Genomic DNA, 14,626 nt, shown 5'->3' on the forward strand with positions numbered 1-14,626 from the left:
GAGTGGTGGTGTGAGAGAAAACAGGAATTCAGGCGTTGGCATACTGCCGCGCCCCGAAGATGGCGCTGCCGACACGCACAATGGTGGCGCCTTCGGCAATGGCGTCTTCCAGGTCGGCGGACATGCCCATTGACAGCGTATCGAGCGGGATGCCGGCCTCACCCAGCCGACCTGCCAGCGCACGCAGATCAGCAAACGGCTTGCGCTGCGCGGCAGGGTCATCGCTCGGCTCAGGCACGGCCATCAAGCCGCGCAATTGCAGACGGGGCAGCGCCGAGACGGCTTGTGCCACGGCAAGCACTTCATCGAAATCTGGCATCAGACCATGTTTGCTGGCCTGGCGGCTGATGTTGATCTCAAGACAGACTTGCAGCGGCGGCAAGGTGTCGGGGCGCTGGGCCGAGAGGCGCTCGGCAATTTTGAGGCGGTCAACGCTGTGCACCCAGTCGAATTGTTCGGCCACGGCGCGCGTCTTGTTGCTCTGCAGGGGGCCGATGAAGTGCCAGCGGATCGGGTCAGGGCCCGTGCGCAGGTCGGCCAGCGCGTCGATCTTGGCGATGCCTTCCTGCACATAGTTTTCGCCGAAGAGGCGTTGCCCGGCGGCATGCGCGGTGCGTACGGCATCGGCGTCGAACGTCTTGGAAACCGCCAGCAATGTGACACCCGCAGCATCGCGCGAAGCCAGTGTGCAGGCCGTTGTGATCCGTTGACGCACGGCTTGCAAGTTGGCGGCGATTACAGACATAATCCGGCGACGTTTGTTACAAATAAACAAGGTTCCGGCACGTCAAAACAACGGCTCGGAGCGCGTCTGGAGGCGCCATTGCGACGCCCGGGCGACATAAAAAAGTCGGGGGTCATTATAAGATGGACATCGCGCAGCTTCTGGCGTTTTCCGCCAAGAACAAGGCGTCGGACTTGCACCTGTCGGCCGGACTGCCGCCGATGATCCGGATCCACGGCGACATGCGCCGGATCAACGTGCCACCGCTCACGCACCAAGATGTGCACTCCATGGTGTACGACATCATGAGCGACGGGCAGCGCAAGGTCTACGAAGAAAACCTGGAAGTCGACTTCTCGTTTGAGATCCCCGGCCTCTCGCGTTTCCGGGTCAACGCGTTCAACCAGAACCGCGGCGCTTCGGCCGTATTCCGGACGATTCCGTCGAAGGTGCTCTCGCTGGACGACCTGAAGGCGCCTGCCGTGTTTGCGGACTTGGCGATGAAGCCGCGCGGCCTGGTGCTCGTCACGGGCCCGACCGGCTCGGGCAAGTCGACGACGCTTGCCGCGATGGTCAACCACCGCAACGAAAACGACATGGGCCACATCCTCACGGTGGAGGACCCGATCGAATTCGTGCATGAATCGAAGAAGAGCCTGATCAACCAGCGCGAGCTTGGTCCGCATACACACTCGTTCGCCAATGCGCTGAAGTCGGCGCTGCGTGAAGACCCGGACGTGGTGCTGGTGGGCGAATTGCGTGATCTTGAGACCATTCGCCTGGCGCTCACGGCCGCAGAAACGGGCCACTTGGTGTTCGGCACGCTGCACACCAGCTCGGCTGCCAAGACCATCGACCGGGTCGTCGACGTGTTTCCGTCGGACGAAAAAGAGATGGTCCGGACCATGCTTTCCGAATCGCTGGAGGCGGTGATCTCGCAGACGCTGCTCAAGACGCGCGACGGGTCGGGCCGGATTGCGGCGCATGAAATCATGATTGCCACGCCGGCCATCCGTCACTTGATCCGCGAGAACAAGATCTCGCAGATGTACTCGATGATGCAGACGAGCAGCGGCATGGGCATGCAGACGCTCGACCAATGTCTGTCGGAGCTGATCAAGCGCTCGGCGATCAACTACGCAGACGCGCGCGCCATCGCCAAGAACCCGGACGCGTTCGCGAATTGATACGTGAACTGATGCGCTGACTGATACGTCAAGCGCGCTTTCCAATTTTCTTCAGGAGGGGCACGCCATGCTTGACCGCGAAGCCGCCACCAAATACATCCACGAACTCTTGCAGTTGATGGTGAACAGCCGTGGCTCGGACTTGTTCATCACGTCGGAATTTCCGCCCGCGATCAAGGTGGACGGAAAGGTCACGCCGATTTCGCAGCAGCCGCTGAATGCCGTGCAGGCCGTCGGTCTGGTCAAGTCGATCATGAACGAGAAGCAGCTGCGCGAGTACGAAGACAGCTCGGAATGCAACTTCGCCATCACGGCGCCGGGTGCGGGGCGTTTCCGTGTGTCGGCGTTCATGCAGCAGGGCCGCGCCGGCATGGTGCTGCGGACCATCAACACAAAGATCCCGACGCTGGGCGAGCTGGATTTGCCGCCGATCCTGAACGAGATCGTGATGAGCAAGCGCGGGCTGGTGATCGTGGTGGGTGCTACGGGCTCGGGCAAGTCGACCTCGCTGGCGGCGATGGTGGGCTATCGCAACGCGAATTCGTATGGCCACATCATCACCATCGAAGATCCGGTGGAATACGTGCACACCCACCAGAACTGCGTGGTGACGCAGCGTGAAGTGGGCGTGGATACCGAGTCCTGGCACGTGGCGCTGAAGAACACGCTGCGCCAGGCGCCGGATGTGATCCTGATCGGCGAAATCCGGGATCGCGACACGATGGAATACGCCATCCAGTACGCGGAAACCGGCCACTTGTGCCTCGCCACGCTGCACGCCAACAGCTCAAACCAAGCGATCGACCGGATCATCAACTTCTTCCCGGAAGAGAAGCGTCAGCAGTTGCTGATCGACCTGTCGCTGAACCTTCGCGCGATGATCGCGCAGCGCCTGCTGCCACGTCAGGGCAGAAAAGGGCGCGTGCCGGCCGTCGAAATCATGCTGGCCACCCCGCTGGTGCAAGACCTCATCTTCAAGGGCGAGGTGCACGAGCTGAAGGAGGTCATGAAGAAATCCCGCGAGCAAGGGATGATCTCGTTCGATCAGGCGTTGTTCGAGCTGTACGAGGAAAACAAGATCACTTACGAGGACGCGTTGCGCAATGCGGACTCCCTCAACGATCTGCGCTTGCAGATCAAGCTGCACAGCAAGCGTGGCGGCCAGACCGACCTGTCGGCCGGCACCGAGCATCTGAATGTTGTCTGATGTGGCCCACGCGCTACACCATTTGAGGTAATTTGCGGCGCATAACGTTTGCGTCACTCGGAAGACCGCCCGGTCGTCATGATCTTTCCTTAATATTTGCTGAGAATTGCCGTTTAAGCGGTGAGCGGGCCTGCCAAGTCATCGGCGGGCGCGCATCAAAACGATAAAAGCAACAGCAAATCCGGGTGGGTAAAAACGTGGCAAGCAAGCCGAGGTATCAGCGCGCGCGGGCGGCGCGGGGTTTTACGCTGATTGAGCTCATGATCACAGTGGCCATTGTCGGCATCCTGGCGATCATTGCTTATCCCAGCTACGTCCAGTACATCGTCCGCTCCAATCGGGCAGCGGCGGAATCCTTCATGCAGGAAGTTGCGGCCGCGCAGGAGCGCTTCCTGCTCGACAACCGTGCCTATGCGCCGAATCTGACCACGTTGCAATACGCGAGCAACGTGCCGGCCAACGTTTCGCCCAACTACACCTTCACGTTGAGCGCGAGCAGTGTGCCGCCGTCTTACCAACTGGCGGCGAGCCCGCAGGGGTCGCAGCAGGTGAATGACACTGCCTGCGGCACGCTCACCCTGACGAACACCGGCGCCAAGGGAGCGTCCACTGGCGCCTCCAACTGCTGGAAGTGAGGCGAGCCATGAATCCCCTGCGCAAGCCCATTCAAGGTTTCACGCTGACCGAGCTGATGGTCACGCTGGCCGTGCTCGCCATCCTCGTCACGATTGCGGTGCCCTCGTTCTCGGGCATGATCGCGACCCAGGCCACACGCAATGCATCGTTCGACCTGTCGTCTGCCGTGTCGTTGGCGCGTGCGGAGGCTGTCAAGCAGAACACCATCGTCACCGTATCGACCAGCAGCACTTGGGCGGCCGGATGGACGCTGATGGCGGGCACGCCTGCCACGGTGATCCGCACATTCGGCCCGTACAGCGGCGTGACCATCGCGGCGAGCAACGGCAATACGCTGTCGTTCGGCAACGATGGCCGACCGACTGCAGGCGGCGTTACGTTCCAGGTCACGCCGACGAGCGCGTCGCAATCCGTTTCCTCGAGCTGCGTACAGGTAGGCGGCACCGGCCGCGTCGCCGTGGTTTCGGGGACGTGCTCATGAGCGCCATCGCACATTTGTCACATCGCCGGTTACGCAAGGCCGGGCAGCGTGGGTCGACCCTGATCGAGATCCTGATTTCGGTCGTGATCCTGCTGGTGGCGCTGCTGGGCGCGGCCGGCATGATGGTTCGCTCGAACCAGTCCGAGATGGAGTCCTACCAGCGCGTGCAGGCCCTGACGCTGTTGCAGGACATGGCCGCGCGGCTCAACGCCAACCGCCAGGTGGCCTCGTGCTACGCCGTGGCCGGCGCGATAACCACCGTCGGCACGGGCGGTGTCTCGGCTCCGAGTTGCACGACGGGCACGGCCGCGCAGCAAGCCACTGTCACCACCGATCTCGCGGCTTGGAACAGTGCGCTGCTCGGCAATACGGAGACTGCCGCCAGCGGCACCGTGGCCTTGGGCGCCATGATCGGGGCGCGCGGCTGTATCGAGGCTGTCGACACGGTCAACCAGATCTATCGCGTGACCGTCGCATGGCAAGGCTTGGTGCAGACCGTGGCGCCGGCGCTGCCTTGCGGCAGCGGCAGCGGCAATTACGGTAACGATGCCTATCGGCGCGCCATCAGCGTGCAGGTGCGCATGGGGGTGCTGTCATGACGCCGAACCGCACGTTGCGCCGTCTGCAGCGCGGGATGTCGCTGGTCGAACTGATGGTCGGCATGGCGCTGGGGCTGCTGTTGCTGACCGCTCTGGCGAGCCTGTATGCGTCCACCTCGCAATCGCGCGTGCAACTGGGCAACAGCGCCACGCAGATCGAGAGCGGCCGCTACGCGCTCGACATCATCAGCCAGGAAGTCGGGCTCGGAGGCTTCCTTGGCGATCTGAATCTGCTGGGAACCTCAGCGGTGGCAACGCCCGATGTGTGCGCAAGCGCCACCAACGCACTTGGCTTTACCAACAGCCCTGCGACGGTGCCGGTGGCCATCTACGGTTACGTGCCCGGTGCGAACGCGGCGCCATGCCTGCCCAACCTGTCGCCCAACTCCGAAATCCTGGTGGTGCGGCGCGTGTCGAGCACCGTCACCTCCGCGAGCGCCGTAGCAGCAGGGCAAGCGTATCTGCAGGATTCGTTCTGCAGTACGGACACCGCGCCCTTTGTGTTTAGCGCCACCGCAACGGACTTCACGCTCAAGGACAAGACCTGCGGCAAGCTGGCAGACCTTCGCCAAGTCAGCGTGCGAGCGTTCTACCTCGCCACGTGCGACCGCTGCGGCACGGGTGGCGACAGTATTCCCACGCTCAAGATGGTCGAGTTTTCCAGCGGTGCAATGCAACCGCCCAACTCGATCGCCCAAGGCATCGACGACGTGCATTTCGTCTATGGCGTCGATATGGACGGCAACGGTTCGCCCGATTGCTACGTGGCCAATCCAGGCATCGATAACAGCGCCGCCTGTACCACCGTGAGCGGCTACAACTGGCTCGCATCCGCCGCGACCAACTGGAGCAACGTGACGGCCGTGCGCATCAACGTGCTCGCGCGCACGCTGGGCGTGTCGCCGGGCTGGACGGACACGCGGTCTTACGACATGGGCCGCGGCACGCTCACCGCCCCTTTCAACGATGGCTACAAGCGACACGTCTATGCGGAACTCGCGCGCGTCGCCAATGTGGCCGGCCCTCGGGAGTAGCCATGCGGCGCTTATCGGTTCGCCAATCGGCACGTCAGTCGGGCGTGACCCTTGTTGTCACGCTGATCTTCCTGGCGATCTTCATGGGCATCGTCGTGATGATGATGAACTCGGGCGTGATCAACACCAAGATCGCCGCCAACCAGCAATACGGCCTGGAAGCGCGCAGCGCCGCGCAGCAGGGCATTGAGCAAGTCATCAGTGTGGATTTCACCTCCAACCCGGTCGCCACCAGCGTGCCGGTGGACGTGAACGGCGATGGCAAGACGGATTACACCGCGCAGGTTGCCGCGCCCGCTTGCGTGGCAACCAAGGCGATCGCCAACACGCAATTGACCACCGATACGACCAGCCCCAACTTTGCCGCCGACTCCTCTTGCTTCAGCGGCGTGAACAACAACTCCGACACCGGCATCCTGACTGCCGCCGGTACACCGGGTGGCATGTCGAATTGCAGTGCGACGCAGTGGGATGTCGCCGCCACCGTCAACGATGTGAACGGCACAGCCGTGAACACCACGCTGCATCAGGGCGTTGCGGTTCGCGTGCTGACCGGCGCGGCGTGTCCGTAAGCCAACGCGCAAAGCCAGGAAGAACTCATATGCGCTCATTTGCTCAACGATTTGCGTTTGCCGCCACGGCAACCGCCGCGCTCGCACTAGCGTGTGTCCAGCCTGCCGGGGCCGAGGATATTGATCTGTACACCGGGCTGCAACCGCAGGCGGGCAAGCCGAACGTGCTGATCGTCATGGACAACGCGTCCACGTGGAATGCATCCGCGCCGTTTACCTGCGACACCAGTGGCGTCGTGTCGAGCAACAATGCAAACACCGATGTGGGTGCCGAGCAGTGCGCGCTCTATGACGCGGTGAATGCGTTCAAGAATTCGCCGTCGCTGCTGGGCAACCTGAATCTTGGTCTGATGATGTTCGGCACCGGCAACAACGTCGGCGCGCAGTTCCAGTTTCCGTCGACGCCGCCGGCGCAGTTGCCGTTGATGGATCTCAACGGGATCAACAGCTTTCTCAACTACGTGTTGACGATCGATCGCCAGGCAAACAACTCGAACAATTCGCAGGTTGGCGGCGGCATGGAGGAGGCCTGGGCCTACTTCAACAGCGGGACGGGGCCTTCAGGGACGGATTATTCGTCTGTGCGCCCGATCAATAACCCGTGCCAGCGGACGTACGTCATCTACATTGGCAATGCCGTCAACAACGGCAAACCGCAGGACACCGGCAAGAACATCCAGAGCGATCTGGCGACTGCGCTGGGCCTTTCGGCCAATACGACGCCGCCACAGATCGTCATACCGTCGCCCTATAACAAGTACCAGGCCAACTGGGGCGATGAGTGGGCGCAGTTCATGTACCGCTACGACCTGCAGACGAAGACGATCCCGAAGGATCATCCGCCGCAGAACATCATCACCTACACGATTTCCGTCACAGACGGAAACAACCCGGACTACGTCGCGTTCGACCAGAGCATGGCCACGAACGGTGGCGGCAAAGCGTATGTCGCGCAGCTTGGGAAACCGGACCAGCTGAAAGACATCCTGCTGCAGATCTTCAACGAAATTCAGGCCGTGAACAGCGTGTTTGCGTCTGTCAGCTTGCCGGCCGCCGTGAACGCGCAGGGGCAGTTCCTGAACCAGGTCTATGTCGGCATGTTTCGTCCGGACGCGACCGCCGCGCCGCGCTGGATGGGCAACCTCAAGCAGTACCAAGTGGGCTACGACACCAACGGCAGCCTGCAACTGCTTGATTCGGTCGGCAAACCGGCGCTCAGCAGTGCAGGCACAGGTTTCATTTCACCCAACGCCATCAGTTTCTGGACGGCCGATCCTCCGCTCGCTTTTGGCACCAGTGGTTACGGATCCGGCGTGACGAACTGGCCTAAGAACGGATTCTGGATCAACAGCCCTTCTGGAGTTGGTGGCGCAAGTGATTCCCCCGACGGCGAGGTGGTAGAGAAGGGCGGAACCGGTGAAATGCTGCGGGCACAGTTCCTGACGGATCAGAGCACCCGTGTGCTGTATACATGCAACGGCGTCGGTACCTGCCCGACTAGCGGCGCCATGCCGACGTTCGACACCAGCAACACTTGGTTGACGGGCGGTACCGGCAAGGGGCTGGACGCGATCAATTCATACAACAGCGTCAACGGCGCCCCGGCGATCACCTCGACCGAGCAGAGCTACTTCATCAACTGGGTGCGCGGCCGTGACGTCTATGCGATGGACGGAACCACGAAAGCGCCGACGGTGGGACAGGAAGCCGAGACAGGTCCGGGGTCTCCGGTGACGATTCGTCCGTCGATCCACGGCGACGTACTGCATTCACGGCCGGTGGTGATCAACTACGGAACATCGACCACGCCGAATGTCGTCGTCTATTACGGCACCAACGACGGCGTGTTCCATGCCATCAACGGAAACCAGACAACCGGCATCAAGACCTCGTCGACAAATACCGTGCGTCCTGGCGGCGAGCTGTGGGGTTTCATCCCACCCGAGTTTATCGGCAAGTTGAGCCGGCTCTACGCCAACACGCCGGAGGTGGCCCTTTCCACCACACCGGGCGGCATCACGCCCAAACCGACACCGCGCGACGATTTCTTCGACGGCAGCACGACCGTCATGCAGGATCAGCGCACAGCCGGCAGCCCGCGCACCGTCATCTACCTGACAGCGCGTCGTGGTGGCAGCCTTATTTATGCGCTGGACGTGACTGATCCGGTCAATCCGCGCTATCTCTGGTCGCGAAGCAACACCGACATTCCGGAGCTGGGTCAGACGTGGTCGAAGCCTCGCCTGATGCGCGTGGCGGGCTATGCCAACCCGGTGCTGATCATGGGCGCGGGCTACGATGCGGCTTCCGAAGACAGCGACCCGGCACCCGGCACCGACACCATGGGCCGCGGCATTGTCGTACTCGATGCGTACAGCGGCGTGCCGGTGTGGAGCGCCTTGGCCAACTGCACCGGCGTGGCCGGCGTGTGCGTCAAGAACACCAGCCTCACGCGTTCGATTGCCTCCGACGTCACGGCGGTCGACCGCACAGGCAGCGGCTACATCCAGATGGCCTACGTGGGCGATGTGGGCGGCAACATCTGGCGTGTGGACTTCCAGAGCGCTGCCGGCAACACTCCCGCCAACTGGGCGTTGACGCAGTTCGCCGCGCTTGGCGGCGCAGCCAATACCAACAATGCGCGCAAGTTCTTCTATGCGCCGGATGTGGTGCCGACGGCCGGCTTCAATGCAATCCTCGCCGGCACTGGCGACCGCGAGCATCCGCTGTTTTCGGCCTCGAACACGCCCGGTACTGCCTACAACGTGGTCAACCGGTTCTACATGCTCAAGGATCCGAACCTCGGGCCGGTGCCGGCCGGGTGGACGCCGCTGACCGAAGCCAACCTCGTCGATGCGACCTCGGTGGCGTACAACGGCACGGGCTCCGGCTTCTTCATCACGTTGCCGAATCCGGGCGAGAAGGTTGTGAATGCGCCGCTGACCGTGGCGGGCTACACGACGTTCGGTACCAACACGCCGGCGGTGCCAAAGGCGGGCATGTGCTATCCGAACCTTGGGGTGGCGCGCACCTATTCCGTCAGTTTCCTGACTGGCGCCGGCCAGAACACCGACCGCTCCGTCATGCTCGATGGCGGCGGATTCCCGCCGTCCTCTGTGTACGGCGTGGTGCTCGTGAACAATGGCAACGGCGGCACGACGCCGGTTCCGGTGTGCTTTGGCTGCGGTAACCAAACGGGCACGGGCGGTGGATCGTCGCTGGCGCCGATCAAGGTCACCCCCACGGGCCTCGGCAAACGCAAGCGCACCTTCTGGTTCTCTGAAACCGACAAGCACTGATCCGAATCGCCCCAAACGGCCCGCCCAGCGCGGGCCGTTACAATTCCGGACAGATGCCGGAGCACCCCGTTCCCGCAACCATCCGGAGAGTAGCCATGAGTGATGTCTACGCATTCGAGGCCGATTCGTTGACCGGCCAGCGCGTGCCGCTGTCGCAGTACAAAGGCAAGGTCCTGCTGATCGTGAACACGGCGAGCAAGTGCGGATTCACGCCGCAATACGCTGGGCTGGAAGCGGTGTACAAGCGGCTGCATGAGAAAGGCCTCGAGGTGCTCGGCTTTCCGTGCAACCAGTTCGGCAAGCAGGAGCCGGGCGGCGAAGACGAAATCGGCGCGTTCTGCGAGAAAAACTACGGCGTCTCGTTCCCGATGTTCGGCAAGATCGACGTGAATGGCTCGAACGCGCATCCGCTCTACAAGTGGCTGACCTCGGAAAAGCCCGGCGTGCTCGGCATCGAAGCGGTCAAATGGAACTTCACCAAGTTTCTGCTGCGCCGCGACGGCACGGTCTACAAGCGCTACGCGCCCATGACCAAGCCGGAAGAGATCGCCGACGATATTGAACGGCTGCTGGCGGAGCCCGATCCCGCCTGACGTTGCGGTCGTTAATCCTGCGAGCCTCGCACCTTGCGCATGAAATCCGCCAGCGAGCGCTCGGCGGATTCGGCAAAGTGGCGCTCCAGAATGTCGACCTTGACGCAGCGGTCGAGGCGGAAGGTGCGGTAGTCCTGACGGTGCTCGCACCAGGCGGCCACCAGCCAGACTTGTCCCCAGAAGAACAGGCCGAGCGGCTGGATGCAGCGCTCGGTCAACTGACCTTGCGCATCCCGGTAGGAGAGTCGCGCGACGGCGTGGCGCCCAAGCGCCGCATGCAGCGTGTCGAATACCTGCTTGACCTCGTTGCCCATGCCGTAGCCGGGCGCAAAGATGCGCGTGGTCTCGGCTTCGTTGCGGCGCTCCGCGGGCAGGGCGCCCATCAGTTTTTCCAGTGCCGCTTCCACCGAGTCGGCCATGGTGCCGCCGCCCCATGCCTTGATCATCCGCGCGCCGGCCACCAGGGCTTCAACTTCATCGGCGGTGAACATGAGCGGTGCGAGGTCGAAGCCTGCGCGCATGCGGTAGCCGATACCGGCTTCGCCTTCGATCGGCACGCCTGAGACGGACAGATCGCGGATGTCGCGATACACCGTGCGCTCGGACACGCCGAGGCGCTCGGCTAGCATGGCCGCCGTGGTCAAACGGCGGCCTCGCAGGATCTGGGCAATCTGGAACAGGCGGTCGGCGCGGCGGGTCATGCGCGGCATTGTAGTGGCCTTCGGCCCGGGTGCAATGCGCGCCATATCCCCTACGCGCCGAAGGGCGTCAGCTCACGTTGCGGGTGGATTTCGACCACATCGACCTGTTCGCCACGGCGCAGCATGCGCTTGCCCAGTCGCGGGAAATCGGCAATCTCGATGTTGAGATGTTCGCCGCCGCACAGATAGACGAGGTCTTCCTTGCCGCAGTTGCGCAGGTGGTGCGCGATGCCCGTGGGGAACGCCATGAAGTCACCGGGGCGCACGGTGAACATGCTGTCGGCGATTTCAGCTTGCGCTTCGCCCGAGAGGATGTAGATCCATTCCTCTTCGCGCTGGTGCGAGTGATAGACGAATGATTCCTTGCCCGGCGGCACGCGCGCGAAATTCACGCCGGTGCGCTTGAGCCCGAGCAGCCGGCCCATCATGGTGCCGTGGATTTCCGACAGGCTGTTCCAGGGGTGCGAAAACGACTGCGTGCGCGCGGTGATATCCGCGGCACGCATGAGATACGGGGATTGACTCGGCATGGTGTTCTTCTTCTCTGTCTCGTAGTAAAGGCCGGCGCCCGCGCACCGGCCCTGGGGGCGTTACTGCTGTAGCAGGTACGCCTGCGTCTTGGCATCCGGCTCATGTAGGCCGACGCGGTTGCCTTCGGTGTCGACGATGTGGGCGATGCGGCCCATATGGTCGGGCAGCGTCATCGGGCCGAATACGCATTGGCCGCCACTGCCGTTCACGCGTTCCAGCACCGCATCCAGATTGGGTGCGTTCAGGTAGACCACGCTGCCCTTGTCGGACGGCGCAAAGCCTTCGCCCTTGACCAGCGCACCGTGGATGGTCGTCTCACCTGCCGGAAACACGCCCATGGTCAGGTCGCCCATGTCTTCCTGCTTGAGCTGCGTGTCGAAGACGTTCTCGTAAAACTTCACCGCACGCGGGAAATCGTTGGCGGGGATTTCAAACCAGTTGATGACGCTTGCCATGTTGTCGCTCCGGTTGATGAGGCAGGCGGTTGGGGGAACCTGTCTCGTTAAGGTGGAGCGATTCTGGCGGGGGGCTCCTGACAGCGTTCTGTCAGGAGCATTCAGGAGGATTGCGGAGTGTGTTGTACGTTGCCCAGGCAGTGAAAGCTGGGCGGAGGGGAAACAGCTCAGTGCGGAATCCAGCCCGCCAGCAGCGGCACCAGCACCGCCGTCAGCACGCCGTTCAGTCCCATGCCCAGCGCCGAGAACGCACCCGCCTCCGGATTGACCTGAAACGCGCGCGCTGTGCCGATGCCGTGCGCCGCAATGCCGGTCGCAAAGCCACGCACGCTGTATTCGCGCACGCGCAGCAGGTTCAGCAGCCGCGTCGTGGTGGTCGCACCGACAATGCCGGTAATGAGCACCAGCACCGCCGTAATGGTCGGTGCGCCGCCGATCTTCTCCGAGATGCCCATCGCGATCGGGATCGTTACCGATTTCGGCGCCATGGAGCGTAGCGTTTCGGGCGATGCGCCCAGCAGCCATGCGATGCCTACGGCTGACACCACCGCCACGACCGACCCCGCAAGGAGCCCGCCCATCAGCGGCAGCGCGTGGCGGCGCAGCTTCGCCCATTGCTGGAACAGTGGTACCGCCAGCGCAACCGTGGCCGGCCCCAGCAGGAAGTGCACGAACTGCGCGCCGTCAAAGTACGTCTTGTACGGCGTGCCCGTCAGCGTCAGGAGTGTGCCCAGGATGACGACCGCAATCAGCAGCGGATTGACCATCGGGTTGAAGCGGCTGCGTTCATGCAGGCGTACGCCAATCAGGTAAGCGATGAGCGTGGCGGTCAGGCCCAGCAGCGGGCTGGCGGCCAGGTAGACCCAGAGTTGATGAAGGTTCGGAGCCATCGCGTTCATGGGGCCAGCTCCTCGTGGCCTTCGCCGCCGCCGTGGTCAATGCGGCCCATGCGGCGCATCAGGGCGCGGGTGACGAGCGCACCGGCAGCAATCGACAGCCACGTCGACACGACGGTCGCCACCACGATCGGCAGCCATTCCTGCCCGATGCGGTTCAGTTGCGTCATGACGCCCACGCCGGCCGGTACGAACAGGATGGTCAGGTGCCGCAGCAATTCGCTGACGGTGCCCTGCATGACTTCGAGCACGCGGCCCTTGTCCACCAGCAGGTAGATGACCAGCAGCACCATGCCGATCACCGGACCGGGCACCGGCAGGTGCATCGAATACGTCAGCAGCTCACCCACCGACTGGAACGTCAGCAGGATCGCGAAGGTTTGCAGCATGGGGCCTCCGGGCAAAACGAAGCGCCAAGTATAGAACCCGGCTGCGTTCGCTTCAGGCCAGCATGCGGTCGACCAGCTCGATCCAGTGTTCAACCGGAGTGTCCGTGCCGCTCTGCAGATGCGTCACGCAGCCGATGTTGGCGGTGACGATGCACTCGGGCTGCGTCGCTTGCAGCTTGGCGAGCTTGTCGTCGCGCAGGCGGTAGGCCAGCTCCGGTTGCAGCACCGAATACGTGCCCGCCGAACCGCAGCACAGGTGGCTGTCGGCGCAGAGCTTGACGTCTACGCCCAGCGACGTGAGGAGCGTTTCAACCGCGCCGCGGATCTGCTGACCGTGCTGCAGCGTGCAGGGCGGGTGCCACGCCACGCGCGGCCGTTGCGCTTCCGGTTTGGCCTTCTGCAGAAGCTGTTGCGAGAACGCCGGCAGCACCTCGCACAGGTCACGCGTCATGGCGGACACGCGCACCGCACGCTCGGCATAGGCCGGATCGTCGCGCAGCAGGTGTCCGTATTCCTTGACCATCGCGCCGCAGCCGGAAGCGGTCATGACGATGGCCTCGGCGCCGGCTTCGATATGCGGCCACCACGCATCGATGTTGGCGCGCATGTTGCCGAGGCCGCCTGCGTGGTCGTTCATGTGATAGCGGATGGCGCCGCAGCAGCCTGCGCGGTCTGCGCTGATGAGCTGCACGCCCAGCTTGTCGAATACGCGCGCCGTGGCTGCATTGATGTTGGGCGACATGGCGGGTTGTACGCAGCCTTCGAGCAGCAGCATCTTGCGCGCGTGCACGGTGTTTGGTCGCACGCCGGCGTGGGGTTGCTTGGCCGGGACCTTGTTGCGCAGCACTTGCGGCAACATCGGCCGCACCGCCTGCCCGAGCTTGAGCGCGGAGCCAAACAGCGCCGGCCGTGTCAGCCCCTCGCGCAGCGCCCAGCGCACGGCGCGTTCGCCCAGCGGGCGCGACTCTCCTTTCGCGTCGAGCTGGTCATCGACGATCTTGCGGCCGATCTCCACCAGGCGCCCGTACGTTACGCCGGACGGGCAGGTCGATTCGCAGTTGCGGCAGGTCAGACAGCGGTCCAGGTGCAGGCGTGTAGCGGCGCCGGCGGGTTGTCCCTCCAGCACCTGCTTCATCAGGTAGATGCGCCCGCGCGGGCCGTCCAGCTCATCGCCGAGCAGTTGGTAGGTCGGGCAGGTGGCCGTGCAGAAACCGCAGTGCACGCACTTCTGCACGATGCTTTGGGCTTCTTCGCCGTCGGGGGTGTTGCGCAGGAACGCCGCGAGCGTGATTTGCATGATGGGCTTGCGTTAGAAGTCGGCA

General features: G+C 63.3%; 16 protein-coding genes. 9 read left to right on the plus strand and 7 right to left on the minus strand.

Annotated elements, in window-relative coordinates:
• Positions 1-28 precede the first annotated feature (28 nt).
• Positions 29-745, minus strand: a complete 717-nt coding sequence (locus BM136_RS14365) for a YggS family pyridoxal phosphate-dependent enzyme (RefSeq protein ID WP_092972472.1) — start codon at positions 743-745, stop codon at positions 29-31.
• 122 nt (positions 746-867) lie between these two features.
• Between BM136_RS14365 and BM136_RS14370 the strand changes: the two genes are divergently transcribed.
• From BM136_RS14370 to BM136_RS14410, 9 genes are all read left to right on the plus strand, one after another.
• Entirely contained in the window at positions 868-1,911 is a 1,044-nt protein-coding gene (locus tag BM136_RS14370; RefSeq protein ID WP_009241469.1) for a type IV pilus twitching motility protein PilT, read from the plus strand.
• Between the two features lie 67 nt (positions 1,912-1,978).
• Positions 1,979-3,118, plus strand: coding sequence for a PilT/PilU family type 4a pilus ATPase (locus BM136_RS14375; RefSeq protein ID WP_092972473.1), 1,140 nt, complete (start codon positions 1,979-1,981; stop codon positions 3,116-3,118).
• A 197-nt stretch (positions 3,119-3,315) separates the two neighbouring features.
• On the plus strand, positions 3,316-3,753 hold the full coding sequence (locus BM136_RS14380) for a type IV pilin protein (protein WP_092972996.1): 438 nt from the start codon (positions 3,316-3,318) through the stop codon (positions 3,751-3,753).
• An 8-nt stretch (positions 3,754-3,761) separates the two neighbouring features.
• On the plus strand, positions 3,762-4,235 hold the full coding sequence (locus tag BM136_RS14385) for a GspH/FimT family pseudopilin (protein ID WP_092972474.1): 474 nt from the start codon (positions 3,762-3,764) through the stop codon (positions 4,233-4,235).
• Entirely contained in the window at positions 4,232-4,834 is a 603-nt protein-coding gene (pilV, locus tag BM136_RS14390; RefSeq protein WP_092972475.1) for a type IV pilus modification protein PilV, read from the plus strand. Before BM136_RS14385 ends, pilV begins: the two co-directional genes overlap by 4 nt.
• On the plus strand, positions 4,831-5,868 hold the full coding sequence (locus BM136_RS14395; protein WP_092972476.1) for a PilW family protein: 1,038 nt from the start codon (positions 4,831-4,833) through the stop codon (positions 5,866-5,868). Before pilV ends, BM136_RS14395 begins: the two co-directional genes overlap by 4 nt.
• Positions 5,869-5,870: 2 nt before the next feature.
• Positions 5,871-6,440 (plus strand): pilus assembly PilX family protein, encoded by a 570-nt coding sequence (locus BM136_RS14400; protein ID WP_092972477.1) that lies wholly within the window; start codon positions 5,871-5,873, stop codon positions 6,438-6,440.
• Positions 6,441-6,469: 29 nt separating this feature from the next.
• Entirely contained in the window at positions 6,470-9,739 is a 3,270-nt protein-coding gene (locus tag BM136_RS14405) for a pilus assembly protein (protein ID WP_092972478.1), read from the plus strand.
• A 95-nt stretch (positions 9,740-9,834) separates the two neighbouring features.
• Positions 9,835-10,332 (plus strand): glutathione peroxidase, encoded by a 498-nt coding sequence (locus BM136_RS14410; protein WP_092972479.1) that lies wholly within the window; start codon positions 9,835-9,837, stop codon positions 10,330-10,332.
• 11 nt (positions 10,333-10,343) lie between these two features.
• Here BM136_RS14410 and BM136_RS14415 read toward each other — a convergent pair whose 3' ends face one another.
• The 6 genes from BM136_RS14415 to glcF form a co-directional block, all read right to left on the minus strand.
• Positions 10,344-11,042 (minus strand): helix-turn-helix transcriptional regulator, encoded by a 699-nt coding sequence (locus BM136_RS14415; RefSeq protein WP_092972998.1) that lies wholly within the window; start codon positions 11,040-11,042, stop codon positions 10,344-10,346.
• Between the two features lie 41 nt (positions 11,043-11,083).
• A complete protein-coding gene (locus BM136_RS14420) occupies positions 11,084-11,563 on the minus strand; it encodes a cupin domain-containing protein (RefSeq protein WP_092972480.1) in 480 nt (159 codons plus the stop codon).
• Positions 11,564-11,623: 60 nt separating this feature from the next.
• Positions 11,624-12,019: a VOC family protein gene (locus BM136_RS14425; protein ID WP_027680594.1), complete on the minus strand. Its 396-nt coding sequence runs from the start codon at positions 12,017-12,019 to the stop codon at positions 11,624-11,626.
• Between the two features lie 167 nt (positions 12,020-12,186).
• Complete coding sequence (locus tag BM136_RS14430; RefSeq protein WP_092972481.1) at positions 12,187-12,918, minus strand: LrgB family protein; 732 nt, start codon at positions 12,916-12,918, stop codon at positions 12,187-12,189.
• Positions 12,915-13,304 (minus strand): CidA/LrgA family protein, encoded by a 390-nt coding sequence (locus BM136_RS14435; RefSeq protein WP_092972482.1) that lies wholly within the window; start codon positions 13,302-13,304, stop codon positions 12,915-12,917. Before BM136_RS14435 ends, BM136_RS14430 begins: the two co-directional genes overlap by 4 nt.
• A gap of 52 nt (positions 13,305-13,356) precedes the next feature.
• Positions 13,357-14,601: a glycolate oxidase subunit GlcF gene (gene glcF, locus BM136_RS14440; protein ID WP_092972483.1), complete on the minus strand. Its 1,245-nt coding sequence runs from the start codon at positions 14,599-14,601 to the stop codon at positions 13,357-13,359.
• Positions 14,602-14,626 lie beyond the last annotated feature (25 nt).

This window comes from Ralstonia sp. NFACC01, from assembly GCF_900115545.1.
GTDB classification, from domain to species: domain Bacteria; phylum Pseudomonadota; class Gammaproteobacteria; order Burkholderiales; family Burkholderiaceae; genus Ralstonia; species Ralstonia mojiangensis.